This window comes from Microbacterium sp. cx-55 (assembly GCF_021117345.1).
In the GTDB taxonomy this organism is placed as follows: domain Bacteria; phylum Actinomycetota; class Actinomycetes; order Actinomycetales; family Microbacteriaceae; genus Microbacterium.
In genome coordinates, this window is record NZ_CP088261.1 from 1,045,174 (window position 1) to 1,070,323 (window position 25,150).

Consider the following 25,150-nt stretch of genomic DNA (forward strand, 5'->3'; position numbering starts at 1 on the left):
AACCCCGTCCCGATCGATTGAGGTCATCCGTGCGCGTCCGCCCGCTCGTCGTCCTGTCCGTCACCGCCGTGTCGCTGCTCGCGCTCGCCGGCTGCTCGTCGTCCGGAGGCGACTCGGCTACCCCGACGCCGACCAGCGCCGCTGCGGACCTCTGCGACGTCGCCGTGGGCGGGGGCGCCGCATCCGACTCGATCCAGGTCTCGGGAGAGGTCGGCCAGGCGCCGACCGTCTCGTTCACCTCGCCGCTGGATGTCACCGACCTCGAGAGCACGGTCATCACCGAGGGCACGGGCCCCGCGATCGCCTCCGGCGACTACATCAACTACGCCGTCACGGCCTACGACGTGTCGACGGGCGCGCAGGTAGACGCCGCCGGGTACCAGAGCGAGCAGATCCTCCCGCAGCAGATCACGGCGGGGTCGGTGCTCGGCCAGGTGCTGGGCTGCGCCCCGATCGGCACGCGCGTCGCCGCGACGTTCCCGGCCAGCGACCAGAGCGCGGCCGCGGTCTACGTCATCGACCTGTTGAGCATCACCCCGACCGCCGCGTGGGGCGAGGACCAGGCCCCCACCGCGGGCTTCCCCGAAGTGGCGCTCGATGATGACGGCGCCCCGACGATCACCGTGCCGGATGCGGATGCCCCCACCGACGTGCAGATCGAGACTCTGAAGAAGGGCGACGGCGCGGAGGTCCTCACGGGCGACACCGTGCTCGTGCAGTACACCGGCGTGAAGTGGTCGGACGGCTCCGTGTTCGACTCGAGCTGGCAGAACGGTGCCCCCGTCTCGTTCCAGACGACGCAGGTCGTCGACGGTTTCCGGCAGGCGCTCGAGGGCCAGACCGTCGGCTCGCAGGTCGTCGTCGTCGTTCCTCCGGCATTCGGCTACGGATCCGCCGAGGGCAACGAGCTGCAGAACGAGACGCTCGTGTTCGTCGTCGACATCCTCGCCACGCAGCACCCGATCGCCGGCTGACGCGGGAGACGAGCGGATGCGTCGCGTTCTCATCCTCGGGTCCACCGGCTCGATCGGTACCCAGGCGCTGGACGTCATCCGCGCGCACCCGCAACGCTTCGAGGTCGTGGGCCTCGCGGCCGGGAGCGACCGGGCGGGCGTCGAAGAGCAGGCCGAGCGGTTCGGGGTAGAGCACATCGCGCTCGGCGCGGAGGAGGCGGAGCAGCTCGTCCGGGACGTGCCGGCCGATGTCGTGCTGAACGGGATCACCGGATCCGTCGGCCTCGGGCCGACGCTCGCGGCGCTCGAGTGCGGCCGGACGCTCGCGCTGGCGAACAAGGAATCGCTCATCGTCGGCGCCGACCTGGTGGCTGCTGTCGCGCGTCCGGGTCAGATCGTGCCCGTCGATTCGGAGCATTCCGCGATCGCGCAAGCGCTCCGCGCCGGCACGGATGCGGAAGTGCGCCGGCTCGTGCTGACCGCATCCGGCGGCCCCTTCCGCGGACGCGCCCGCGCGGATCTCGCGTCGGTGACACCGGCCGAAGCGCTCGCCCACCCCACCTGGAACATGGGGCGGGTCGTCACGACGAACTCCGCGACGCTCGTGAACAAGGGGCTCGAGGTGATCGAGGCGCACGTGCTCTTCGACGTGCCCTACGACCGGATCGACGTGGTGGTGCACCCGCAGTCGATCGTGCACTCGATGGTCGAGTTCATCGACGGGTCGACGATCGCGCAGGCCTCCCCGCCCGACATGCGCCTGCCCATCTCGCTTGGTCTGGACTGGCCGCATCGCATCGGCGGGATCGGTCGGCCGCTCGACTGGACGACGGCGACGAGCTGGACCTTCGAGCCGCTCGATGAGGCCGCGTTCCCGGCCGTCGCGCTGGCGAAGCAGGTCGGACGCGCCGGAACCACCTACCCCGCGGTGTTCAACGCCGCGAACGAGCAGGCCGTGGATGCGTTCCACGACGGACGCGTGACGTTCACGGGCATCCTCGACACGGTGCGTGCGGTCGTCGATCGCAATGACCCGCCGGTCGTCCTCACCCGCGAGAGCCTCGCCGAGGCGGAGCGCTGGGCACGTGCCACGGCGGACGCGGTGATCGCCGCATCCGCCTGAGGCTCAGTACGTCACGAGGCCCGCGGCGCGGAACTGGTTCCGCACCCGCTCGATGAGGTCGACGGACGGCGCGGGCGTGCCCTCGAGGGTGTACTCCCGGCCGAGATCCCGCCACTTGTCGCGCCCCATCTGGTGGAACGGCAGCACCTCCACCCGGGCGACCGCACCGGGTCGGATCGCGTTCAGGGATGCCGCGTACTCCGCGACGAGCTCGACGTTCCTGACGTCGTCGGTGAGACCGGGTACCAGCACGAACCTGACCCAGATCGACACATCGTCGCGGCGCGCGAGTCGCTCGCCGAATTCGAGGGTCGGGGCGAGTTCGCGCCCGGTCGCGCGGCGGTACACCTCGTCGTCGCCGGATTTCACATCCAGCAGAACGAGGTCCGTGTCGGCGAGCAGATCGTCGCTCGCGTGCGCGCCGAGGTATCCGGACGTGTCGAGAGCCGTGTGCACGCCGAGCTCCTTCGCACCGCGCAGGATGCGGGCGGTGAACGCGGGCTGCATGAGCGCCTCGCCACCGGAGAGGGTGATGCCTCCGCCGGTCGCGCGGAAAACGGGAAGGTAGCGACGCAGCCGCTCGAGCACGGCCTCGGCCCGTACCGGAGCGCCGTCCTTCATCGCGAGCGTGTCGGGATTCTGGCAGTACACGCAGCGCAGCGGGCAGCCGTTCAGGAACAGCGTCATGCGGGTGCCCGGGCCGTCGACGGCCGTGACCAGCTCCCACGAGTGCACGGATCCGAGTTCGCCCGAGCGCATGGCAGCGAGTCGGCCGGCGCGGTCGATGTCGGCCACCGCGAGTCCGTGCAGACCGGCGCCGCGCACCCGCGCGGCGCCGGTCGTGCTGTCGGGGGCGTCGAGCCGTCCGGCTGCGCGGGGCAGCATTCCGGATGCGACGAAGGCGACCATCAGCGCGTCACATCCCCCCGTGGAAGGTGCGGGACAGCACGTCGAGCTGCTGCTCGCGGGTCAGCCGGACGAAGTTCACCGCGTACCCGGACACCCGGATGGTGAGCTGCGGGTAGGCATCGGGATGCTCCATGGCGTCCAGGAGCGTCTCGCGGTTCAGCACGTTGACGTTCATGTGGTAACCGTTCGCACCGAACGAGGCGTCCAGCAGGCCGGCGAGGTTCGTGCGACGCTCCTCGCCGGTGCGGCCGAGGCCGGCCGGGACGACCGTGTTGGTGAGCGAAATGCCATCCTCCGCCTGGGAGTAGGGCACCTTCGCGACCGACAGGGCCGAGGCGAGCATGCCGTGCGTGTCACGTCCGTTCATGGGGTTGGCACCCGGAGCGAAGGGCTGGCCGGCGCGGCGGCCGTCCGGCGTGTTGCCGGTCGCCTTGCCGTAGACGACGTTCGAGGTGATCGTGAGCACCGACTGGGTGGGGATGGCGTCGCGATACATCGGGTGGCTCCGGAGCTTCGTCATGAAGCGCTCGGTGATGTCGACCGCGATCGCGTCCACCCGGTCGTCGTCGTTGCCGTACGCCGGGTAGTCGCCGTCGATGACGTAGTCCACGACCACTCCGCGCTCATCGCGGACCGGGGTGACCTGGGCGTACCGGATGGCCGAGAGCGAGTCCGCCGCGACGGAGAGCCCGGCGATGCCGAACGCCATCGTGCGAACTACGTTCTTGTCGTGCAGCGCCATCTCGATGCGCTCATACGCGTAGCGATCGTGCGACCAGTGGATGCAGTTGAGTGCCTCGACGTACGTCGCCGCGAGCCAGTCCATCATCCGGTCGAATCGCGCGTTGACATCGTGGAAGTCGAGGGGGCCGTCGCCGACCGGTGCCTCGAACGGCGCGATCTGCGCGCCGGAGACCTCGTCGCGTCCGCCGTTGATCGCGTACAGCAGCGTCTTGGCCAGGTTGACCCGTGCACCGAAGAACTGCATCTGCGACCCGACGCGCATCGGCGAGACGCAGCACGCGATCGCGGCGTCATCTCCCCATCGGCCGCGGATGAGGTCGTCGGACTCGTACTGGACGGCCGACGTGTCGATCGACACCTGCGCGCAGAACTCCTTGAATCCCTGGGGAAGGGAGGGGCTCCAGAACACGGTCATGTTCGGCTCGGGGGCAGGTCCGAGGTTGTAGAGCGTCTGCAGGTAGCGGAACGAGGTGCGGGTGACGAGCGGGCGACCGTCTTCGCCGACACCGCCGATCGTCTCGGTGACCCAGGTCGGGTCACCGGAGAACAGCTCGTCGTACTCGGGGGTGCGCAGGAACCGCACGATCCGCAGTTTGATCACGAAGTCGTCGATGATCTCCTGGGCGTCGGACTCCGTCAGGATGCCGGCGGCGATGTCGCGCGCGAAGTACACGTCGAGGAACGTCGAGGTGCGGCCCAGCGACATCGCGGCGCCGTTCTGCTCCTTCACGGCCGCGAGGTACCCGAAGTACAGCCACTGCACGGCTTCGCGCGCCGTCGTCGCGGGGCCGGAGATGTCGTACCCGTAGGTCGCGGCCATCTGCGCGAGCTCGCCGAGCGCCCGGATCTGCTCGGCGTGCTCCTCCCGCATCCGCACGTTCTCCTCCGAGAACGGGCTCGTCTCGAGGTCGAGCTTGTCGAGCTTCTTCGCGGCGACGAGCGCGTCGATGCCGTAGAGCGCGACTCGGCGGTAGTCGCCGATGATGCGGCCGCGGCCGTATGCATCCGGCAGTCCGGTGATGATGTGCGAGCTGCGCGCGGCGCGCACCGACGGCGGGTACACGTCGAAGACGGCCTGGTTGTGCGTCTTCCGGTACGACGTGTACACCGTCTTCAGGGTGTCGTCGACCTCGTAGCCGTAGGTGCGCAATGCGCCCTCGACCATCCGCCAGCCGCCGTTGGGCATGATCGCCCGGCGCAGCGGAGCATCGGTCTGCAGTCCGACGATCAGCTCGTCGTCCTTCGCGATGTAGCCGGGTCCGTGCGCGGTGATCCCGGCGGGGGTGTGCGGGTCGATGTCGTAGACACCGCGTTCGCGCTCGGTCGGGAACAGCTCGCTGAGCGTATTCCAGACCGACGTCGTGCGGGCGGTCGGACCGGCGAGGAACGAACCGTCGCCGACGTAGGGCGTGTAGTTGCGCTGGATGAAGTCGCGCACGTCGATGCCGTCCTGCCAGGGGCCGGATGTGAAACCGCGCCACGCGGTCGGCATCTCGTCTGCGGCGTCGGGGGCCGTGCCTGCGGGGGTGACGGTACTCATGGGAACTCGCTTCCTTCGTCCGGTGCGGAGTCGGTCGCGTCGGGTCGCCTGGCGCCCTGCGGGTGCCGGCCCGGCGGGCCATCGATCGACGGTACGTCCGGGGGGAAGCGGCTCCCGAACCGCCTGCGCGCCGCGCACAATGGCGGGGCCGCATCCGCCGCCTCCGGATGCGTGCCCCCACAACATCCGCCGTGAATAATCCACCCGCCGCGCGGTGGCTCTCGGGGGCCGGTGCGACGGTGGGTGCGGCGGGTTCGGGGCGCGGCGGGTTCGGGGCACCGGCGGTCGGCCCGACGAGCGCGAGCGGTCGGCCCGAAGAGCGCGAGCGATGGGCCCGAAGAGAGGAGATCTGCCGAAGCGAGGACGAAAACCCGGGTGTCGGCCCTCGCTTGGGCAGATCTCCTCGCTCCGGGCGCCGTCAGCTCAGACTCGGAGCCTCGTGTCAGGCCCGGCGGTCCCCGGCGCGGGTCTTGCGTCGGGCCCAACGGTCCCGGCGCGGGGTCTCGCGCGGGAGTCAGGCCGAGTAGGGGACCGGCCAGTGCGGCTCGGGAACCGGCCAGCCCGCGTCGCGGAGGGCTCGACGGGCGAGCTCGCGCGCCGAGTACGGCGTGCGCTGCCCGCGGATGTCGCGGTAGTCCTGGTGTCCGGGGCCCGCCCAGAGGATCGCGTCGCCCTCGCCGACGAGCGCGACCGCGTCGACGATCGCCTGCTCGGGCGGCGAGGAGACGTGGATCTCCGCATCCGGTCGCGCCTGGCGTGCTCCCTCGAGGAGCGTGTCGCGGATCGCTGCAGGGTCTTCGAAACGCGGATGGTGATCGGTGATGACCAGCACGTCCGATCCCTGTACCGCGGTGCGGCCCATGTCGTGGCGCTTCGTCGCATCCCGATCGCCGTCGGCGCCGAAGAGCATCAGCACCCGGCCTGGGGTCACCCGGCGGACTGCGGCAAGTGTCTTCTCGAACGCGTCGGGGGAGTGCCCGAAGTCGACGTAGACCGTCGGACCGCGGTCGCCCGACACGCGTTCGGTGCGCCCGGGCAGATAGGCCTCGATGCGGCCGCCGTCGAGGACCGCGACGATGCGCTCCCAGGCGTAGCCCGCCTCGAACATCATCACGATCGCGAGCGCCGCGTTCGCCGCCATGTGCGTGCCGATCACCGGCACGATCGTCTCGAGATGCTGCCCGTCCGGTCCGTGCAGGGTGAAGCGCGTGCCGTCGGGTTTCTCGCCCTGGATGTCGACGGTCCAGTCGGCGGATGCGGCGAAGGCGGGGTCCGCGGCGATCGCGGGCGTACCCACGGTCACGAACGGAACCTCGGCGCGCTCCGCCACCTCGGCGGCCGCGGCGGAATCGAGCGAGATGACAGCCCGCCGGGAGCGATCGGGGCGGAAGAGCGGCAGCTTGGCCTCGAGGTACTCGCGCATGTCGGCGTAGTCGTCGAGGTGGTCATGGCTCAGGTTCGTGAAGGCCGCGACGTCGAACACGATGCCGTCGACGCGATGCCGGCTGAGGGCCTGCGCGCTCACCTCCACGGCGACCGCTTCGACGCCGCGCTCGCGCATGAGGGCGAGCAAGGCGTGGAACTCGGATGCCTCGGGGGTCGTCAGCCGCGACACGATCACCTGTCCGGCGATGTGGCGCTCCGCCGTGGACGAGAGCCCGGTGACGATGCCGAGCTGGCTCAGCATCCCCTCGAGGATGTGCGAGACGCTCGTCTTGCCGTTGGTGCCGGTCGTCGCGAACAGCAGCGGCAGGTCGTCACCGGGACCCGTGCCGTAGACCCAGGCCGACAGTTCGCCCATCCGCGCACGGGGGGAATCGAGGACGAGGACGGGCAGACCGGATGCGGCGGCCGCATCGGCCCCGACCGCATCCGTGATGATGGCGACCGCGCCCTTCTCGGCGGCCGACGCCGCGAACTCGGCCCCGTGGCGGTTGACGCCCTGGAGCGCCACGAAGGCCTCGCCGGGTCGGAGGTCGGCGGTCGCGAGCGTGATCCCGCGCAGCGAGATGCCCTCGATCTCACCGCGCACCTCGGCGCCGAAACGATCGGCGAGATCTCCCAGCGATCGCGTCGCGGGCTGCTCGGGGCGGAGCACGGGGGGCAGGTTCGAGGGGGGTGTCGACATCGCGGTCCATTCAACCAGACCCGACCCCTCGCGCCGGGTCTGGTCGTGTTCGGCTCGCTCAAAGAGATCGCGGCTACGGTGGGCGAGTGACGATCATCGCCTTCGTGGTCGGCATCGTGCTGCTCGTTGTCGGGCTCGCGATCTCGATCGCCCTCCACGAGCTGGGACACCTCATCCCGGCCAAGGCCTTCGGCGTACGCGTCGGCCAGTACATGATCGGCTTCGGGCCGACGCTCTTCTCCCGCCGGAAAGGCGAGACCGAGTACGGCCTGAAGGCGCTGCCGCTCGGGGGCTACATCTCGATGTCGGGCATGTATCCGCCCGCCCCGCAGACGGATGCGGACACCGCGCCCGCCGACGGCAGCGGTGTCGCCACCGCCACCACGACGCGGCGAGCCACCGGTCGGGTCTCGGCGCGTTTCTTCCAGACGCTCGTGCAGGACGCGCGCGAGGTCAATGCGGAGACCCTGGTCGGCGCAGACGAGCGCGTCTTCTACCGCCTGCCGGTGTGGAAGCGCGTGATCATCATGCTCGGCGGGCCGCTGATGAACTTCGTTCTCGCGATCGTGCTGTTCGCCATCCTGTTCACCGGCATCGGCGTGCAGACGGCCACCTCGACGGTCTCCGCACTCAGCGACTGCGTCCCGGCCTCGAACGGCACGTCGTGCGTCAGCGCGACTACCCCGGCGGAACAGGCCGGGCTCGAACCGGGTGACCGGATCGTGTCGATCGACGGCACCGCGATCGGCGACTTCGCCGACGCCACGGCGATCATCCAGGCCTCGGCCGGTCGCCAACTCAGCGTCGTGGTCGACCGAGGCGGTGTCGAGCGCACGCTCGCAGTGACCCCGGTCGCCATCGAAGCGGCGACGACGAACGCCGCCGGCGAAGCGCAGACGGATGCCGACGGCAACCCGGTGACGCAGCAGATCGGTTTCATCGGCGTGCGGCCGACGTCGGAATTCGTGCGCCAGCCGCTGTGGGCGGGGCCCGCCGCGGCGATCGAGAACGTCGGGGCCGTCGCCGGGGTGATCGTCCAGCTCCCGGTCAAGGTCGTCGACGCGGCGTCCACCCTCTTCACGGGCGCGGAACGCGATCCGAACGGACCGTTGAGCGTTGTCGGTGCCAGCGTGATCGCCGGCGAGGTCGCCGCATCCGACGCTCCGGTGCTGAACCGGGTCGCCGGGATCATCGGACTCCTCGGTTCGCTCAACCTGGCTCTCGGCGTCTTCAATCTCGTGCCGCTGCTGCCGCTCGACGGCGGGCACGTCATCGTCGCCCTGTGGGACGGCATCAAGCGCGCCTTCGCGCGACTGCGTGGGCGCCCGGCACCCGCCCCGGTCGATGCGACCCGACTCGTGCCCGTGACGTTCGTGGTCGTGGCGCTCCTCGGCATCATGGGCGGCACGCTGATCCTGGTCGACCTGATCAACCCGATCTCGCTGTTCTGACGCGGGACGCGGGGCGCGGGGCCGTCAGACCGTGACGGGCTCGAGCGCCTGCGCGACCAATCGCTCCAGGGTACGCATCCCGTCGCGCGACAGGATCGACTCCAGATGACCCTGCACCGACGCGAAGCCGGGGCCGCGCAGCGCGTAGACATCGCCCGACACGGGCGATGCCGCGACCTCGGCGACACCGACCCGAGTGGTTCCGGGGGTCGTCCGCGCGGTGAACGTGTTGTAGAAGCCGATGGATGCCGGTTCGCCGAACACATCGACCTCGAACTGCAGTCCCTGGTGGGGGCGGTCGAGCGGAACCAGATCGATTCCGAGCCGATCGGCGAGGATCTGATGGCTGAGGCACACCGCGAGCAGCGGCCGCCCCGCGGTGAGCCGCTGCGCGACGACGCCGCGCATGTGGCGGATGCGGGTGCTCGCGTCGTCGCGCGGGTCACCGGGACCCGGGCCCGAGATCACCAGGTCGGCGGCGTCGAGCACGGCGGCGTCCGCATCCGCCCACGGCACGATCGCGACGTCGAGCCCGAGGTGACGCAGCTGGTGCGCCAGCATCGTGGTGAACCGGTCCTCGGCGTCGACCACGACCGCGGTGCGACCGGCGAACGGGCCGTCGCTGTCGCCGCCCTGCGGGTTGAGCCAGAACGCGGCCAGGCGCGAGTTCCGCGATTGCAGCAGCGCCGCGATCTCCGGATCGTCCGCGAGCGGAGCGCGCTCGATGACCGGAGCGTCCGGGTCGGCGGCGGGCACGGTGTCGCGAGGGACCGCCCCGATCGCGCCCAGCACGCCCGCGGCCTTGCCGTGCGTCTCGCCGACCTCGCCGGCGGGGTCGGAGTGGCGCACGAGGGTCGCGCCGACCGGAACACGGAGTCGACCGTCCTGCAGGTACGCCGTGCGGATCAGGATCGGCGCGTCCAGGTCGTGCGTGACGCCCTCGGTGGCGCCGTTCGGGGTGAAGAGCGCGGCCACGCCGGAGTAGTACCCGCGTGGTGAGGTCTCGTGCCGGGCGATCACGGTGCAGGCGTTCTGCATGGGCGAGCCCGTGACGGTCGGCGCGAACATCGTCTCGCGCAGGATGTCGCGGGGATCCAGCTGCGACCGCCCGCGCAGCATGTACTCGGTGTGGGTGAGGCGCGACATCTCCTTCAGATGCGGGCCGGTGATGCGTCCGCCGTCGGAGCAGACGGCGCTCATCATCTTCAGTTCCTCGTCGACGACCATGAAGAGCTCCTCGGTCTCCTTGGTGGACTCGAGGAACGTCCGCAGCGTGTCGACGGTTGCGCCGCCCGCCGGGTGCCGGAAGGTGCCGGAGATGGGGTTCATCGTGACGACGCCGCTCTGCGCGCTCACGTGCGCCTCGGGACTCGCGCCGACGGCGACGTGTCCTTCGGTGACTACCGCGAACGTCCAGTACGCGCCGCGCTCCTGCGCGAGAAGTGCGCGGAACCAGGTGAGCGCCGCGACCCGCTCGTCTGCGGAGACGGATGCGGTGAAGTCGCGCCGGATGACGAAGTTCGCGCCCTCGCCGCGCCCGATCTCATCGGCGATCACGGTGCGCACGATGTCGGCGTACTCGTCGTCGCTGATGTCGAAGCCCGGGTCGCCGAGCGGAAGCGGCGCGGTCGGAAGCGCCTCGAGCGCGTCCGCACGGGAGACGCGCTCGTGCCCCGTGATGACGAGGCAGCGGAGCGGGGCGCCGTCGTCGTGGCAGACGAAACCGCGCTCGCGCACCTGGCGGTACGGAACGAGCGCGAGCACCTCGCGAGCGGTGCCGTCCGCATCCAGCAACGGGATGTCGGCGAGCAGCTCGACGTCGACGACGTCGCCGGTGAGCACTTCGACCCACGCGTCGTCGCGGGCGATCAGCGCGAACGGCGCGTCGGCGGCAGCCAGCGAGGAGAAGAGGTCCGCAGCGGTAGCGGTCATGGTCGATCCTTTATCGGGGGAGCGGCAGCCTCACGAAAAAAGGACCGCTCATCAGCGGTCCGTGTCGCACGCGCGCACACCGCCTAGACGGTGAGCCACCAGGAGCGGTTCGCGAGCATGGGGCTGAAATTACCACACGGACCCGAGCATCCGGCGCCGCGCATTCGGGCCCGGCACGAACGCGGCGGCGTAGGCTGAGTGCGTGCCAGCCGTGAACCTCGGGATGCCGCGCATCCCGGAAACCCTCGCCCCGCGCCGGAAGAGTCGGCAGATCCGCGTCGGCAAAGTGCTGGTGGGCGGCGATGCGCCGGTCAGCGTCCAGTCGATGACGACGACGAAGACCACCGACATCAACGCGACCCTCCAGCAGATCGCCGAACTCACGGCCAGCGGCTGCGAGATCGTGCGCGTCGCGGTGCCGAGCCAGGATGACGCGGATGTGCTGCACATCATCGCGAAGAAGAGCCAGATCCCGGTCATCGCCGACATCCATTTCCAGCCGAAGTACGTCTTCCAGGCGATCGACGCGGGCTGCGCGGCCGTGCGAGTGAACCCCGGTAACATCCGCCAGTTCGACGACAAGGTCGGCGATATCGCCGCCGCCGCCAAGGCCGCCGGAGTCTCGCTCCGCATCGGCGTCAACGCGGGTTCGCTGGACCGACGTCTGCTGGAGAAGTACGGCAAGGCGACCGCGGAGGCCCTCGCGGAAAGCGCCGTCTGGGAGGCGTCCCTCTTCGAGGAGCACGACTTCCACGACTTCAAGATCTCGGTCAAGCACAACGACCCCGTCGTCATGGTGAAGGCATATCGGCTGCTCGCCGAACGAGGGGACTGGCCGCTGCACCTCGGTGTGACCGAGGCGGGTCCCGCGTTCCAGGGCACGATCAAATCCGCGACGGCGTTCGGCATCCTGCTCTCCGAGGGGATCGGCGACACCATCCGCGTCTCGCTGTCGGCGCCGCCGGCGGAAGAGGTGAAGGTCGGCCACCAGATCCTGCAGTCGCTGAACCTTCGCGAGCGCAAGCTCGAGATCGTCTCCTGCCCGTCGTGCGGGCGTGCGCAGGTCGACGTGTACTCGCTGGCCGACAACGTCACCGAGGGGCTCAAGGACATGACCGTCCCGTTGCGCGTCGCCGTCATGGGCTGTGTCGTGAACGGACCGGGCGAGGCCCGCGACGCCGACCTCGGAGTCGCGAGCGGCAACGGCAAGGGGCAGATCTTCGTCAAGGGCGAGGTCGTGAAGACGGTGCCCGAGGCCGATATCGTCGCGACTCTGATCGCCGAGGCGAACCGCCTCGCCGCCGAGATGGGTCCGAATGCCCCCCTCGGCACCGCGCAGGTCGTCACCGCCTGACCCGCGGCGCGCGCCACTTCTCCGCGCGCTCTCCGGCCGCATCCGGCTCGCGCGCCACTTTTCTGTGCGCGCGCTTCCGATCTGTAGCGCGGCAGCAGAAAAGAGGCGCGCGCCGGATGCGGGGTGCGAGGGTGATCGTGCCACGGGGAGCGACGTGGCCTGCGGGGCGCGGTGTCCGCATCCGCTAGCGTCGGGGTTCTCATGACCGGCACTCCTCGTCCTTCCGCGACCCGCCCGATCGTCGCGGGAATCGTGACGGCGCTCGTCGGCGTCACCAGTACCTTCGCGGTCGTGCTCACGGGTCTGGGGGCGGTGGGGGCGACACCGGCGCAGGCGGCGAGCGGCCTGCTGGTGCTGTGCCTCACGATGGGGCTCGCCTCGATCTTCCTCGCCTGGCGTTACCGGATGCCGATCACCGTGGCCTGGTCGACTCCGGGCGCCGCGGTGCTCGCGACGACCGGGCTGGTCGACGGTGGCTGGTCGGCAGCCGTCGGGGCGTTCTTGCTCAGCGCGGGCCTCATCCTGCTGACCGCCCTGTGGCCGCGGCTCGGCGCGTTGATCGCGCGCATCCCGCCGTCGATCGCGCAGGCGATGCTGGCGGGCGTGCTGCTGCCGTTGTGCGTCGCTCCGGTGACCGGGCTCGTGACCCAGCCGTGGGCCGTGGCGCCGGTCGTGGTCGTCTGGCTCGTCTGCATCCGCTGGGCGCCGCGCTGGGCGGTGCCGTTGGCCTTCGTCGCGGCGGCTACCGTCGTCGGCGTGTACGCGGTGTCGACCGGCGGGCACGCGGAGGCGACGTCGGTCGTTCCGAGCCTGCAGTTCACCGCGCCGACGCTGTCGTGGGGTGCGGTGCTCGGCATCGCGCTGCCGCTGTTCCTCGTGACGATGGCCTCGCAGAACGTCCCCGGAATCGCGATCATGCGGAGTTTCGGCTACGAGGTTCCGTGGCGGCCCGCGATGCTCGCGACCGGGATCGGGACCGCGCTCGGTGCATCCGCCGGCGGACACGCGATCAACCTGGCCGCGATCAGTGCTGCGCTGGCCGCCGCTCCCGATGCGGAACCGGATCCGCAGCGGCGCTGGATCGCGGGCGTCTCGACGGGGGTGTCGGGGATCGTGCTCGGCGGGCTGTCGGCGGCGCTGGTGGCGCTCGTGGTGGTGGCGCCCGAGGCGCTCATCCCCGCCGTCGCCGGAATCGCGCTGTTCGGCGCGTTCGGTGCGGCTGTGCAGCAGGCCATCGATGACCCCGGCGAACGGCTTCCGGCGGTCGTGACCTTCCTGGTGGCGGCATCGGGCATCGCCGTATTCGGGGTCGGCGCGGCGTTCTGGGCTCTGCTGGCCGGACTCCTCGTACGCGCCGTGACCCACCGCCGCGCCTGACGCCGCCTCCCGTCGACCGGGACCCTGCCCCGGCGGCCCCCGCCCGGCCGCAGCTGCCTGGCGTCTGTCGCCCGGCCCCAGCTGCCGGCGCCGGTCGCCCGGCTGCAGCTGCCGGCGCCCCGACCCTTCGCCCGTCCCCTCCCGCCGCCCGGAGCGCCGATCTGCTCCGCAGTCGTCGGATCGCTGGGGCTGATGTGCACGCGTGGGGCGGGTGAGGTGACGAAAGCTCTGCCGCTCCGACGACTGCGGAGGTATTCGACGCGATCGACCCGCGGCGGGGTCGGTGTCGGCTCGGGAAGCGGGCCGGTGCGAGCAGAACCGGCTGGAGGCGTGAGCCGCGCATTGGCCACGCCAGGCCGATCTCAGAAAACACGGCCAGGGCGGGAACCTTTTCCCGGATGCCGGACACTACTGGGTGTGACACATGTGGAAGCCGCGCTCTGGGAGCGGCTACGGGCGGGCGACGAGTCCGCGCTGGGGGACCTGTTCGATACGTGCGAGCCTCGCGTATTCCGGCACGCCAGCCGCCTTCTGACGTCGCGCGAGGACGCGAAGGATGCGGTGGCGATCGCGTTCTTCGAACTCTGGCGCAAGCGCTCTTCCGTGCGTCTGGTGGACGGATCACCATTGCCGTGGCTGCTGACGACCGCGACGAACGCGGCGCGGAATCTGGAGCGATCGGGGCGCCGCTACCGGGCGCTCCTTGCGCGCGCGCCCCGGTCCGCGCACGCCGACGCCCCGGTCGGCACCGATGAGAGCGGCATACTGTCTGCGCTGAATCGTCTTCCCGCGGGCGAGCGCAGTGTCGTGGTGCTGTCGGTTCTGGAGGGCTACCCGGACCGTGAAGTGGCTGAGACCCTGGGCATCCCGGTCGGCACAGTGAAGTCTCGGCTCTCCCGAGCAAAGGCGCGCCTGCGCGATGAGATGACGGCGATGGAGGCATCGTGGATGTGAATGACGAGAAGCTCACTTCCGCGGAGCACGCGCAGATGCGCGAGGTCGTGACGTCCGGTGCCCGCCGGATGCGGCTCCTTCGCGCGCGCCGGAGGCAGACCGCAGCCGTCGCGGCAGCGGTCGTGCTCGTCGCTGCGGTCGTGACGGGCGTGTCGTTCGCCGCGCTTCGGCCGGATGATCGAGTCGCGGAGCCCGTGGAGACGACGAGCGCCCCGACACCGACCGTGACCCCGTCACCGTCGGTGGCTCCGCCTGCGCCGCAGGCCCCGGCCACGGCGGTTCAGCCGTACGGGGGTGACTGCGCGAACATGCTCAGCAACGATCAGGCAAGCACCTGGATCGGCACGGCGGCGCAGCCGATTCCGCAGAGGTGGGTCGATCCGGGGCAGACGCTGAGCGGCGGAATGGTCTGCATGTGGTCGGTCCCGGATGCGTACCTGTCCAGATACGTCGAGATCGTCGCCTACCCCGTGTCCCTCTTCGATGCGACGGACGAGATGCCCGTGTCGGCCGGGGAGTGCGTGGACGGCAGGTGCCTCGCGGCGTCAGCGTTACGGGACACCTGGATCGGTGTCAGCTGGACGGGCGCCTCCGAATTCGACGAGGGGCCGGCGGTGCGATCCATCGGCGCGGTCGAGTTCGCGGAACTGTTTGACATGCTCGATGAGTCGGCCCGCGCCTATCCTGCCCCGCGAGCAGCCGAGAGAACGTCTTCATGGTGGCCGGGCGAGGGGTGTTCGGTCGTGAGTCGCGCCGTCTCGGACGAGTACACGCTCTCGGCGCCACCGGGCGCGAGCACCACGCTGTTTCCCGCACTGGATGCGCCGATGGAACGTCTGGGTGTCGACACGTGCAGTTTCGCGACGGGTGACGCGACGGACCTCACCCTGAGAGTCATCCCCGGAGCCGGATATCTGATCGATGACATCGCGGCATCCGAGTACGCGACGCCGGTCGACGTTCCGGGAGCCGATGCCGCGACCCTCGTTCCGAGTAATTACGTGTGGGAGTTCAACGGGAACGATCTCGTCGTCCGGAGCGGAGACAACCTGCTCATCGTCGCGGGATACCCGACGGGAGACGAACAGCAGCAGCTCGTTGAGCTGATTGCGCTCGCGACGGCGGCCCTCGCCGCGATGAACGCCACGCTCGGCTGACACTGCGGCGCCCGCCGCATCCGTAGACTTGACGATCGTGGTCACTCGTCTGTCGCAGTACTTCCTCCGCACGCTCCGTGAAGACCCCTCCGACGCGGAGGTGGCGAGCCATCGCCTGCTCGTGCGCGCGGGCTACATCCGCCGCCAGGCGCCGGGCGTGTTTGCCTGGCTGCCGCTGGGCCTGCGGGTGAAGGGGAAGATCGAGCAGATCGTCCGCCAGGAGATGGCGAACGCGGGTGCGTTCGAAGTGCACTTCCCGGCGCTCCTGCCCCGGGAGCCCTACGAGGTCACCGGGCGCTGGGAGGAGTACGGCGACGCACTCTTCCGCCTGCAGGACCGCAAGGGCGCCGACTACCTCCTCGCGCCGACTCACGAAGAGGTCTTCACGCTGCTCGTGAAGGACCTGTACTCGTCGTACAAGGACCTGCCCCTCACGATCTACCAGATCCAGGACAAGTACCGCGACGAGGCGCGTCCCCGCGCGGGCCTGCTGCGCGGGCGCGAGTTCACGATGAAGGACGCGTACTCCTTCGACGCGAGCGACGCAGGACTCGAGGCGTCGTACCAGGCGCAGCGCGACGCGTACGAGCGGATCTTCCAGCGACTCGGCCTCGAGTACGTGATCGTGCAGGCGGATGCGGGCGCCATGGGCGGTTCGCGTTCGGAGGAGTTCCTGCACCCCACCGCGGTCGGCGAAGACACCTTCGTGCGTTCCGACGGCGGGTACGCCGCGAACGTCGAGGCGTTCACGACCCTGGTGCCGGATTCCGTTCCGTTCGACGGCCTGCCTGACCCGGTCATCTTCGATTCGCCGAACACGCCCACCATCGCCAGTCTCGTCGCGCACAGCAATGAGGTGCTCGAGGGGGAGTACACCGCGGCCGACACGTTGAAGAACGTCGTGCTCGCCCTGACCCACCTCGACGGCACGCGGGAGCTCGTCGTCGTCGGACTCCCGGGCGACCGGGACGTCGACGACAAGCGGGTAGAAGTCGCGTTCGCACCCGCCGCGGTCGAGCCCGCGACCGAAGCGGACTTCGCGAAGAACCCGCTGCTCGTGAAGGGCTACATCGGTCCGTGGTCGCCGACCGGCGCGGTGCTCGGCGATGAGTCCGCGACCGGCATCCGCTACGTCCTCGACCCGCGCGTGGTCGACGGCACGTCGTGGATCAGCGGCGCGAACATCGACCAGAAGCACGTGCACTCGCTCGTTGCCGGTCGGGACTTCGTCGCCGATGGGTTCGTCGAGGTCGCGACCGTGCGACCCGGCGACCCGGCGCCCGACGGATCGGGTCCGGTCTCGCTCGCTCGGGGCATGGAGATCGGACACGTCTTCCAGCTCGGACGCAAGTACGCCGAAGCGCTGGGGCTGAAGGTGCTCGACGAGAACGGCAAGCTTGTCACGGTCACGATGGGCTCGTACGGCATCGGCGTGACCCGCATCCTCGCGATCATCGCGGAGCTGAACAACGACGCCAAGGGCCTCATCTGGCCGGAATCGGTGACCCCCTTCGATGTCCACGTGGTCGCCGCGGGCCGGGATGCTGTCGCCTTCGAGGTGGCTGCGACCCTCAGCGAGCAGCTGGAGGCCACAGGTCTGGACGTGCTCTACGACGACCGCCCCAAGGTGTCGCCGGGCGTGAAGTTCGGCGACGCCGAGTTGGTCGGCGTGCCCTGGATCGTCATCGTCGGCCGCGGTGCCGCCGACGGGCAGGTGGAGCTGTGGGACCGGCGCTCGGGTGAGCGCGACACGGTCGCCCTCGCCGACGTCGTGGAGCGCCTCCGCCGCTGACCGCTGCGCCGCGCTCCTGGTCGGTGCGCGGCGTGCCCGACCCGGTGGTTCACGCCTCCGGGTCGGTGCTCCCCGAGATCCACGGCGGGCCGATCGGAATCACCCGGCGGTGCATCGTGCGCCAGCAGAATTTTTCGGCCAGCAGGTAGAGCGCGAGCGCGGATGCGGCCAGAAGCGTGAGCGACCCGGCGACGGCGAGTGCCTCCACACCGGTGAAAGCGGCCGCCGACTGCAGTCCGAGGCCGACGGAGACGCACAGCAGCGTCACCGGGAGCACCGAGTTGTGCATGGCCCCGGCCGGCGCGAAGCCGAGCGCGAGCAACGCGAAGATCAGCGCGAACACGCCGCGGGCCTGCGCCGTCACCTCGAAGAAGCCCAGCTCCTCACCGAGCAGGAAACCGGGAACGACGATCCAGTACCAGCCGAACGCGTTGTAGACGATGAAGTGGAAGTCGTCGCCGACGAAGTACGACAGCATCCCGGCCGTCACCTGCACGATTCCGCCGAACGCGGCGCCGATCCAGAAGACGGCGCTCTCGTCCTGCAGGCCGAGATGGGCGAGTTGTGCCGTCACCGTGGCGATGACGAAGCCGAGCAGGCCGATGAGGCCGGGATCGGCGGGTTGGAACGGGTACCCGCGCAGGCTGGCGGATGCGGAGGTCTCACTCGATTCGGGGGGCATCCGTTCAGCTTGGCCGATGCCGCCGCGACTGTCTCGATCGGACGCCGGTGAAATTTCCGACGCGGCGTCGGGGCGGGGGTGGGGGAACCGTCACCGAGGCCCCCTACAGGCGCGCGAATCGCGCGCGGAACCCGCAGAAGATGCCGTAGGCGATGAACCCGACGCCCACCCCCGCGATGATCCACGGCCCGAACGGAAGCTCGCGGAGAGCGCTGATGGCCCCGTCGAGCCCCCCGGCCTCCTCCGGAGAGACACGGACGGCAGCGACGACGAGGAGAACACCGACCGCCGCGAGGGCGACGCCCTTCGCGGCGTACCCGATGCTGCCGAGCATCATGATCGAGCGCCCGGCCGGACCCGCGGGGAGCGCAAGCTTCTTGCGGAAGCTCCGTCGGATGCCGATCACGACGAACGCGACTCCGGCACCCCCGATCGCGAGCCCCGCGGCGCCCAGGAGGAACGGCCCGCCGGGGAGCGACAGGACGCCGCCGCTGGCCGATTGCGCGCTGCTCTCGCTGTCGGGGCGGGATCCGAGCGCCACGGTGACCGACACCGCTGCGAGCGCGAGGTAGACCGCGGCCCGACCCGCTTCGGGGAGCCGGGCGACCCACCGCCGCGTGTCGCCCGATCCCTGCGCGATCACGGCTCCCGCCACGTGCCACACGCCCAGAGCGCCGAGCGCGACCGCCAGAACCCAGAGGGCGAGAAATCCTGCGGGCGCATCGGCGATCGCCTTGAAGGCGCCCGCCTGATCGCTCTCGCCGTCTCCGCCCGCGGCGATCGCCACGACGATCACCCCGATCAACGCGTGCACGACGCCGTTGGCCGCATATCCCGTCCGCGCGAGAGCGCGGAACGCCGTGCTGTCTGTCGCCGCTCGCGCCGCATCCTTCGCCACCGTCATGGGGGCACTCTACGGCGGGCCCCGGACGGCGCGGACGGGCGGCCGGTGCTGCCTAGAATGTGCGGATGCCCGAGAGCCCGACGCGCCCGCGGCGCTCGCTGCGGTTGAGCGCCCTGCCGGGCCTCGTCGCGGCCGCCCCGCCGCGCGTGACCGTGCTGCTCGGCGTCATCATCGTGGCGCTCGGCGCGCTCATCGTCATCCGGCCGCTGACATCGCTCGTCCTCCTCGGCGTCTACGTCGGCGCCAGCGCGATCGTGTCGGGCGTTCTCGAACTCGCTCCCCGCCGCGCTCCCCCGTGGTGGGCGCGGGCGTTGGCCATTGCGTGGATCGCCGGAGGCCTCGTCATCCTCGTCTGGCTCGGACGCAGCATCGAGTTGCTGCCTCCCGCTCTCGCGCTTCTGCTGATCGTGGGTGGGCTGGCCTCCTTGGGCGAGGCGATGGCCGGCGGAGTGCGGAGCGCGCGGGTTCTCGCGGTCGCGTGGGGCGGTGCGCAGATCGCTTTCGGCGCGCTCTCGCTGACCTGGCCGGATCTGACGCTGCTGGTGGTGGCCGTGGTCTTCGGGGTGCGAACCGTGATCTTCGGCGTGACGCTTCTGGTTCGCGGCATCGGGGCGATTCGCACGGGGCGATCCGGGGCGACGGATGCGCCGGACCGCCCGTCCGACCGTGTGCGCTGGGGGACCGCGCTCGGGCGTTACGCGCTGTCGCTCGTGCTCGTGCTCGGCGTCGTCGGCGGCGTCGGGCTCGATGACTGGCTCAGCGACGGCGCGCCGGTCGTCGACGGCTTCTACGACCCGCCCGACACCCTGCCGAGCGGGCACGGCCGCCTCATCCGCACCGGCGACTACCTCGGGCGTGAACCCGCCCGCGGAACGGTGAGCCGCATCCTGTACACGACCGAGGACGCGCGCGGTCGCCCGGCCGCCGGAAGCGGCATGGTGATCGTCCCGAAGGACCCGCCGCCCGGCCCGCGTCCGGTGCTGATCTGGAACCACGGCACGACGGGCGTCGCACGGGGGTGTGCGCCGAGCCTCGCGGACGGCACGGCGACGAAGTGGGCGATCCCGGACCTCGAACGGATGCTGGCGCGCGGGTGGGTCGTCGTCGCGCCCGACTACAGCGGCCAGGGCGCGCCGGGGGACTTCCCGTACCTGATCGGTACGGGCGAGGCCCGGTCGGCGCTCGACGCGGTGCTCGCGGCGGGCGAGATCGACGACCTCGTGCTCTCACCCCAGACCGTGGTGTGGGGTCATTCCCAGGGAGGCCACGCCGCGCTCTGGACGACGCAGATCGCCCCGGAGTACACGCCCGGCATCGACATCCTGGGCACGGCGGCCCTCGCGCCGGCGGCCGACCCGGCAGAGCTCGCCCAGGAGCTCACGTCCGGCGATGCCGGAGCCATGCTCACGGTGCTCGTCGCGTGGGTGCTGGTCCCCTACGCCGACACCTACCCCGACGTCGAGCTCAACGACTACGTCGCGACGGGTGCGCGTCCGATCGTGCGGGAGATGACGCAACGCTGTCTGAGCGAACCGGGTGTGATGGTGTCGGCCCTCACCGCGCTGGGACTGAGCGAGGACAGCCCGTTCGACACCGGCAACCTGACGACCGGCGCGCTCGGGCGACGGCTGGAGGAGAACGTGCCGACGGGGCCGTGGGGCACGCCGATCCTGGTCGCGTGGGGCACCCGCGACGAGGTCATCCCGATCACCGCTCAGCAGCGCCTCGTGCAAGAACTGTGCAGCCAAGGCGAGCGGGTGCGGGCGGTTCCGGTGCCGCGCCGGGGGCACCAGGACATGCTGCAGCCGAAGTCGGCGCTGCTCCACGATCTCGCCCGCTGGACGAACACTCTGCTGCTCGCCGAAGTGCCGCCCGCATCCGTCGTCGACGACTGCGCTCGCTGAGCGGAGCGCCAGCTGAGTGCTGCCGGCATCGGGTAACGTAGACGGGATGCGGACGCTCTGAGCCCCGCGAAGATCTGAATATGGAGGGCACCGTGGATATCGATCTCGGACTGCTGCGCACTGTGGAACGCGAGCGGGAGATCCCCTTCGAGGAACTCGTCTCGATCATCGAGCAGGCGATTCTGACCGCCTACGCCAAGCACACCTCGCCCGACGGCGAACTGCCGGCGGGTGCGCGTGCGCACCTCGACCGGAAGACCGGTCATGTCGCCGTGTTCGTGCCCCTTCTCGACGAAGAGGGTGCGGTCGTCGGTGAGGAGGAGAGCGCCCCGGACGACTTCGGCCGGATCGCCGCGTTCGCCGCGAAGCAGGTCATCAACCAGCGTTTGCGCGACATCGCCGACGACGCCGTGCTGGGCGAGTTCCGCGGCAAGGAGGGCGACATCGTCGCCGGCGTGATCCAACAGGGTCCGAACCCCCGGATGGTCCACGTCGATCTCGGTTCGGTCGAGGCGATCCTGCCTCCCGAAGAGCAGGTCCCGGGCGAGAACTACACGCACGGCACCCGCATCCGCGTGTACGTCACCTCGGTGTCCAAGGGCACCAAGGGTCCGCAGATCACCGTCTCGCGCACGCACCCGGGCCTCGTTCGGAAGCTCTTCGCGCTCGAGGTGCCGGAGATCGCATCCGGCGTCGTGGAGATCGTGTCGCTGGCCCGCGAGGCCGGACACCGCACCAAGATGGCCGTGCGCACCGACGACAGCTCCATCAACGCCAAGGGCGCCTGCATCGGCGAGCTCGGGCGCCGCGTGCGCGCCGTGACCGAAGAGCTCGGCGGCGAGAAGATCGACATCGTCGACTACAACAGTGAACTGGCAGCCTTCGTCGCCAACGCGCTGTCGCCCGCGAAGGTCACCTCCTCGTTCATCCTCGACGCGTCCACCAAGGCCGTCCGTGCTCTCGTGCCGGACTACCAGCTGTCGCTCGCTATCGGAAAAGAGGGGCAGAACGCTCGTCTCGCCGCGAAGCTCACGGGCGCGAAGATCGACATCCAGCCCGACAGCATCCTCGAAGGCTGATCCGCGTCCTCGCGACGACCGGTGTAGGATGGAACCCGTACGAACGTGCGTCGGATGCCGCACGCGTGCCTCCCGGAACGATCTCCTTCGAGTGATCGCCATCGATTCCCTCCTCGTCCCCGACGAGCGAGCGTCGATGCCGGGGCGGGGCGCGTGGGTGCACGAGACGCGGGAGTGCATGGAAGCCGCCATCCGGCGACGTGCCTTCGTGCGGGCATTGCGCGTGTCAGGTCCCCTTGACACCCAGACCATCGAGAAACGGCTGAACGGCTATGGACGAAAAGTGAACGGCTCGAAATGAGACCCGTCCGCGACTAACGGTCTGCCCTGTCTTGGGGTAGGCCCTCAGACAGGAGAATTGTGGCAAAACCACGCGTGCACGAAATTGCTTCCGAGCTCGGCGTCGACAGTAAAGTCGCCCTCGCGAAGCTGAAGGAGCTCGGCGAATTCGTCAAGAGCCCCTCATCCACCATCGAGCCCCCCGTGGCTCGCAAGCTCCGCGCCGCCCTCGAGGCGGAGGGCGCAGCATCCGGCGGGTCCGCTCCCGCCGCGACCTCGTCGGCACCGAAGCCGGCCTCGGGCGCACGCCCGGGTCCCGCGCGTCCCGGCCCGGCCCGCCCCAAGGCGCCCGCGCCGAGCCCCGCTCCGGCCCCGGAGCCCGCGCCGGTCGCGACTCCCGAGCCCGCTGCAGCGGCGGCACCTGCTCCCGCACCCGCGGCAGAGCCCGCGGCAGCTACTGTTCCCGCGGCCGACGCACCGACCGCCTCCGACTCCGCGAGCGACGCCCCGAAGCCGGGCGGGGCAACCCCCGCACCGCCGCGTCCGGGTGGCGCACCGCGTCCGGGTAACAACCCCTTCGCCAGCGCGCAGGGCATGGGCCAGCGTCCCGCCGGTCCGCGTCCGGGCAACAACCCGTTCGCGAGCGCGCAGGGCATGGGCCAGCGCCCGAGCCCCGGCAACATCCCGCGTCCGCAGGCTCCGCGTCCCGGCGCTCCGCGTCCGGGTGCTCCGCGTCCCGGTGGCGCAGGTCGCCCCGGTGGCGGCGGTCGTCCCGGCGCTCCGTTCCAGCAGCGTCCCGGCGGTCCCGGTCGTCCCGGCGGTGCCGGTGGCTTCCAGCGTCCCGGTGCTCCTGGTGCTGCCCCGGCCGGCGGATTCGCCGGTCGTCCCGGCGGCGGCGGCGGTCGTGGTCGTGGGCCCGGCGGTGGCACCGCGGGTGCCTTCGGTAAGGGCGGCGGCAAGTCCAAGCAGCGCAAGTCGCGGCGGGCGAAGCGGCAGGAATTCGAAATGCGGTCGGCGCCGATCGTCGGTGGCGTCAACGTCCAGAAGGGCAACGGCCAGATCATTCGGATGCGCCGCGGCGCATCGATCGCGGACTTCGCCGACAAGATCGAGGCCATCGCCGGTTACACGGTGCAGCCCGGCACGCTCGTGACCATCCTCTTCAACCTGGGAGAGATGGCGACGGCGACCGAGTCGCTCGACGAGGCCACCTTCGAGGTCCTCGGTGAGGAGCTCGGCTACAAGATCCAGATGGTCTCGCCTGAGGACGAAGACAAGGAGCTCCTCGAGGGCTTCGGTCTGAACCTCGACGCCGAGCTGGAAGCCGAAAGCGAAGACGACCTCGAGATCCGTCCGCCGGTCGTGACCGTCATGGGTCACGTCGACCACGGTAAGACGAGGCTCCTCGACGCGATCCGTCAGACGAACGTCGTGGCGGGCGAGGCCGGTGGCATCACCCAGCACATCGGTGCCTACCAGGTGTGGACCGAGCACGAGGGCATCGACCGCGCGATCACCTTCATCGACACCCCGGGTCACGAGGCGTTCACCGCCATGCGTGCACGTGGTGCCCAGGTGACCGACCTGGCGATCCTCGTGGTCGCCGCAGACGACGGCATCATGCCGCAGACCGTCGAGGCGCTCAACCACGCCCAGGCCGCCGGTGTGCCGATCGTTGTCGCGGTGAACAAGATCGACAAGCCCGACGCCAACCCGGCCAAGGTGCGCCAGCAGCTGACCGAGTACGGCCTGGTCGCCGAGGAGTACGGCGGAGACGTCATGTTCGTCGACGTGTCCGCGCGCAACAACATCAACATCCAGGAACTTCTGGATGCGGTGCTGCTGACGGCGGATGCCGGCCTCGACCTCACGGCGAACCCGAACAAGGCCGCTCGCGGTGTTGCCATCGAGGCGCGCCTCGACAAGGGCCGCGGTTCGGTTGCGACCGTCCTGATCCAGTCCGGAACGCTGCGCGTCGGTGACGCGATCGTCGCCGGCACGGCCTACGGCCGCGTCCGCGCCATGATCGATGAGAACGGCGATGCCGTCGACGAGGCCTACCCGTCGCGTCCCGTGCAGGTGCAGGGTCTGAACTCCGTGCCCCGTGCCGGTGACGTCTTCATCGTCACCGACGAGGACCGCATGGCGCGTCAGATCGCCGAGAAGCGTGAAGCTGCAGAGCGCAACGCCGCTCTGGCCAAGGCTCGCAAGCGCATCTCGCTCGAGGACTTCACCCGTGCGCTCGAAGAGGGCAAGGTCGAGTCGCTCAACCTCATCATCAAGGGCGACGTGTCCGGTGCCGTCGAGGCGCTCGAAGAGTCGCTCCTCAAGATCGAGGTCGACGATTCGGTGCAGCTGCGGATCATCCACCGCGGCGTCGGTGCGATCACCGAGTCCGACATCAACCTCGCAACGATCGACAACGCGATCGTCATCGGGTTCAACGTCCGCCCCGACACGAAGGCACGCGAGCGTGCCGCCCGCGAGGGTGTGGACGTCCGGTTCTACTCGGTCATCTACAACGCGATCGACGACGTGGAGCAGTCGCTCAAGGGCCTGCTCAAGCCGGAGTACGAAGAGATCCAGTCCGGTGTGGCCGAGATCCGCGAGGTGTTCCGTTCTTCCAAGTTCGGCAACATCGCCGGTGTCATCGTCCGCAGCGGAACGATCACGCGCAACGCCAAGGCGCGCGTCATCCGAGACGGCGTCGTGCTCGCCGATGGTCTGGCCATCGAGTCGCTGCGTCGCTTCAAGGACGACGTCACCGAGGTGCGGACGGACTTCGAGGCCGGTATCGGTCTCGGTAAGTTCAACGACATCCAGATCGGCGACGAGATCGAGACCACCGAGCTCATCGAGAAGCCGCGCGGCTGACACCGTCCGGTCGC

The 25,150-nt window shown here is 70.2% G+C and carries 18 protein-coding genes; 12 read left to right on the forward strand and 6 right to left on the reverse strand.

Features of this window, described 5'->3' with window-relative positions; translation table 11 throughout:
• Nucleotides 1–29 precede the first annotated feature (29 nt).
• Both LQ938_RS04830 and dxr read left to right on the forward strand, forming a co-directional pair.
• Nucleotides 30–974 carry an FKBP-type peptidyl-prolyl cis-trans isomerase gene (locus LQ938_RS04830; RefSeq protein ID WP_223723364.1) on the forward strand — a complete coding sequence of 315 codons (945 nt, stop codon included), beginning with the start codon at nt 30–32 and terminating at the stop codon, nt 972–974.
• A gap of 16 nt (nt 975–990) precedes the next feature.
• Nucleotides 991–2,076: a 1-deoxy-D-xylulose-5-phosphate reductoisomerase gene (gene dxr, locus LQ938_RS04835; protein WP_223723365.1), complete on the forward strand. Its 1,086-nt coding sequence runs from the start codon at nt 991–993 to the stop codon at nt 2,074–2,076.
• A 3-nt stretch (nt 2,077–2,079) separates the two neighbouring features.
• On the opposite strand, the gene pflA is transcribed toward dxr, so the two are convergent.
• The 3 genes from pflA to LQ938_RS04850 all read right to left on the reverse strand — a co-directional run bounded on the left by pflA (nt 2,080) and on the right by LQ938_RS04850 (nt 7,397).
• Nucleotides 2,080–2,961, reverse strand: a complete 882-nt coding sequence (gene pflA / locus LQ938_RS04840; protein ID WP_374197494.1) for a pyruvate formate-lyase-activating protein — start codon at nt 2,959–2,961, stop codon at nt 2,080–2,082.
• A gap of 31 nt (nt 2,962–2,992) precedes the next feature.
• Complete coding sequence (gene pflB, locus LQ938_RS04845) at nt 2,993–5,269, reverse strand: formate C-acetyltransferase (RefSeq protein ID WP_223723367.1); 2,277 nt, start codon at nt 5,267–5,269, stop codon at nt 2,993–2,995.
• 514 nt (nt 5,270–5,783) lie between these two features.
• Nucleotides 5,784–7,397, reverse strand: a complete 1,614-nt coding sequence (locus LQ938_RS04850; protein ID WP_223723368.1) for a Mur ligase family protein — start codon at nt 7,395–7,397, stop codon at nt 5,784–5,786.
• An 86-nt stretch (nt 7,398–7,483) separates the two neighbouring features.
• On the opposite strand from LQ938_RS04850, the gene LQ938_RS04855 reads away from it, so the two are divergent.
• Complete coding sequence (locus LQ938_RS04855) at nt 7,484–8,848, forward strand: M50 family metallopeptidase (protein ID WP_223723369.1); 1,365 nt, start codon at nt 7,484–7,486, stop codon at nt 8,846–8,848.
• Nucleotides 8,849–8,872: 24 nt separating this feature from the next.
• Here LQ938_RS04855 and LQ938_RS04860 read toward each other — a convergent pair whose 3' ends face one another.
• A complete protein-coding gene (locus LQ938_RS04860; protein ID WP_223723370.1) occupies nt 8,873–10,780 on the reverse strand; it encodes an anthranilate synthase family protein in 1,908 nt (635 codons plus the stop codon).
• 223 nt (nt 10,781–11,003) lie between these two features.
• Here LQ938_RS04860 and ispG point away from each other — a divergent pair, with 223 nt between their 5' ends.
• The 5 genes from ispG (at nt 11,004) to LQ938_RS04885 (ending at nt 17,414) form a co-directional block, all read left to right on the forward strand.
• The gene (ispG, locus tag LQ938_RS04865) at nt 11,004–12,134 is read left to right on the forward strand and encodes a flavodoxin-dependent (E)-4-hydroxy-3-methylbut-2-enyl-diphosphate synthase (RefSeq protein ID WP_223723488.1); all 1,131 of its coding nucleotides are present in this window, start codon (nt 11,004–11,006) and stop codon (nt 12,132–12,134) included.
• 201 nt (nt 12,135–12,335) lie between these two features.
• Complete coding sequence (locus tag LQ938_RS04870) at nt 12,336–13,511, forward strand: benzoate/H(+) symporter BenE family transporter (protein ID WP_223723371.1); 1,176 nt, start codon at nt 12,336–12,338, stop codon at nt 13,509–13,511.
• 417 nt (nt 13,512–13,928) lie between these two features.
• A complete protein-coding gene (locus LQ938_RS04875) occupies nt 13,929–14,465 on the forward strand; it encodes an RNA polymerase sigma factor (protein ID WP_223723372.1) in 537 nt (178 codons plus the stop codon).
• Complete coding sequence (locus LQ938_RS04880) at nt 14,456–15,622, forward strand: hypothetical protein (protein ID WP_223723373.1); 1,167 nt, start codon at nt 14,456–14,458, stop codon at nt 15,620–15,622. Before LQ938_RS04875 ends, LQ938_RS04880 begins: the two co-directional genes overlap by 10 nt.
• Before the next feature lie 37 nt (nt 15,623–15,659).
• Nucleotides 15,660–17,414, forward strand: a complete 1,755-nt coding sequence (locus LQ938_RS04885; protein ID WP_223723374.1) for a proline--tRNA ligase — start codon at nt 15,660–15,662, stop codon at nt 17,412–17,414.
• A 49-nt stretch (nt 17,415–17,463) separates the two neighbouring features.
• On the opposite strand, the gene LQ938_RS04890 is transcribed toward LQ938_RS04885, so the two are convergent.
• Both LQ938_RS04890 and LQ938_RS04895 read right to left on the reverse strand, forming a co-directional pair.
• Nucleotides 17,464–18,096: an acetate uptake transporter family protein gene (locus LQ938_RS04890; protein WP_223723375.1), complete on the reverse strand. Its 633-nt coding sequence runs from the start codon at nt 18,094–18,096 to the stop codon at nt 17,464–17,466.
• Nucleotides 18,097–18,199: 103 nt separating this feature from the next.
• The gene (locus tag LQ938_RS04895; RefSeq protein ID WP_223723376.1) at nt 18,200–19,000 is read right to left on the reverse strand and encodes a DUF1206 domain-containing protein; all 801 of its coding nucleotides are present in this window, start codon (nt 18,998–19,000) and stop codon (nt 18,200–18,202) included.
• Between the two features lie 65 nt (nt 19,001–19,065).
• On the opposite strand from LQ938_RS04895, the gene LQ938_RS04900 reads away from it, so the two are divergent.
• The 4 genes from LQ938_RS04900 to infB all read left to right on the forward strand — a co-directional run bounded on the left by LQ938_RS04900 (nt 19,066) and on the right by infB (nt 25,136).
• Nucleotides 19,066–20,904, forward strand: coding sequence for an alpha/beta fold hydrolase (locus LQ938_RS04900; RefSeq protein WP_223723377.1), 1,839 nt, complete (start codon nt 19,066–19,068; stop codon nt 20,902–20,904).
• Between the two features lie 92 nt (nt 20,905–20,996).
• Nucleotides 20,997–21,983: a transcription termination factor NusA gene (gene nusA, locus LQ938_RS04905; RefSeq protein ID WP_223723489.1), complete on the forward strand. Its 987-nt coding sequence runs from the start codon at nt 20,997–20,999 to the stop codon at nt 21,981–21,983.
• Nucleotides 21,984–22,011: 28 nt separating this feature from the next.
• A complete protein-coding gene (locus tag LQ938_RS04910) occupies nt 22,012–22,284 on the forward strand; it encodes a YlxR family protein (protein WP_223723378.1) in 273 nt (90 codons plus the stop codon).
• A gap of 59 nt (nt 22,285–22,343) precedes the next feature.
• The gene (gene infB, locus LQ938_RS04915) at nt 22,344–25,136 is read left to right on the forward strand and encodes a translation initiation factor IF-2 (protein WP_223723379.1); all 2,793 of its coding nucleotides are present in this window, start codon (nt 22,344–22,346) and stop codon (nt 25,134–25,136) included.
• Nucleotides 25,137–25,150: the final 14 nt, after the last annotated feature.

What these genes read in the sequence shown, in the direction of transcription:
- LQ938_RS04890 (WP_223723375.1), bottom strand. Translation starts at nt 18,096, where the DNA reads ATGCCCCCCGAATCGAGTGAGACCTCCGCATCCGCCAGCCTGCGCGGG.
- ispG (WP_223723488.1), top strand. Translation starts at nt 11,004, where the DNA reads ATGCCGCGCATCCCGGAAACCCTCGCCCCGCGCCGGAAGAGTCGGCAG.
- LQ938_RS04860 (WP_223723370.1), bottom strand. Translation starts at nt 10,780, where the DNA reads ATGACCGCTACCGCTGCGGACCTCTTCTCCTCGCTGGCTGCCGCCGAC.
- LQ938_RS04850 (WP_223723368.1), bottom strand. Translation starts at nt 7,397, where the DNA reads ATGTCGACACCCCCCTCGAACCTGCCCCCCGTGCTCCGCCCCGAGCAG.
- LQ938_RS04895 (WP_223723376.1), bottom strand. Translation starts at nt 19,000, where the DNA reads ATGACGGTGGCGAAGGATGCGGCGCGAGCGGCGACAGACAGCACGGCG.
- pflB (WP_223723367.1), bottom strand. Translation starts at nt 5,269, where the DNA reads ATGAGTACCGTCACCCCCGCAGGCACGGCCCCCGACGCCGCAGACGAG.
- LQ938_RS04870 (WP_223723371.1), top strand. Translation starts at nt 12,336, where the DNA reads ATGACCGGCACTCCTCGTCCTTCCGCGACCCGCCCGATCGTCGCGGGA.
- LQ938_RS04900 (WP_223723377.1), top strand. Translation starts at nt 19,066, where the DNA reads ATGCCCGAGAGCCCGACGCGCCCGCGGCGCTCGCTGCGGTTGAGCGCC.
- dxr (WP_223723365.1), top strand. Translation starts at nt 991, where the DNA reads ATGCGTCGCGTTCTCATCCTCGGGTCCACCGGCTCGATCGGTACCCAG.
- LQ938_RS04910 (WP_223723378.1), top strand. Translation starts at nt 22,012, where the DNA reads ATGGAACCCGTACGAACGTGCGTCGGATGCCGCACGCGTGCCTCCCGG.
- pflA (WP_374197494.1), bottom strand. Translation starts at nt 2,961, where the DNA reads ATGCTGCCCCGCGCAGCCGGACGGCTCGACGCCCCCGACAGCACGACC.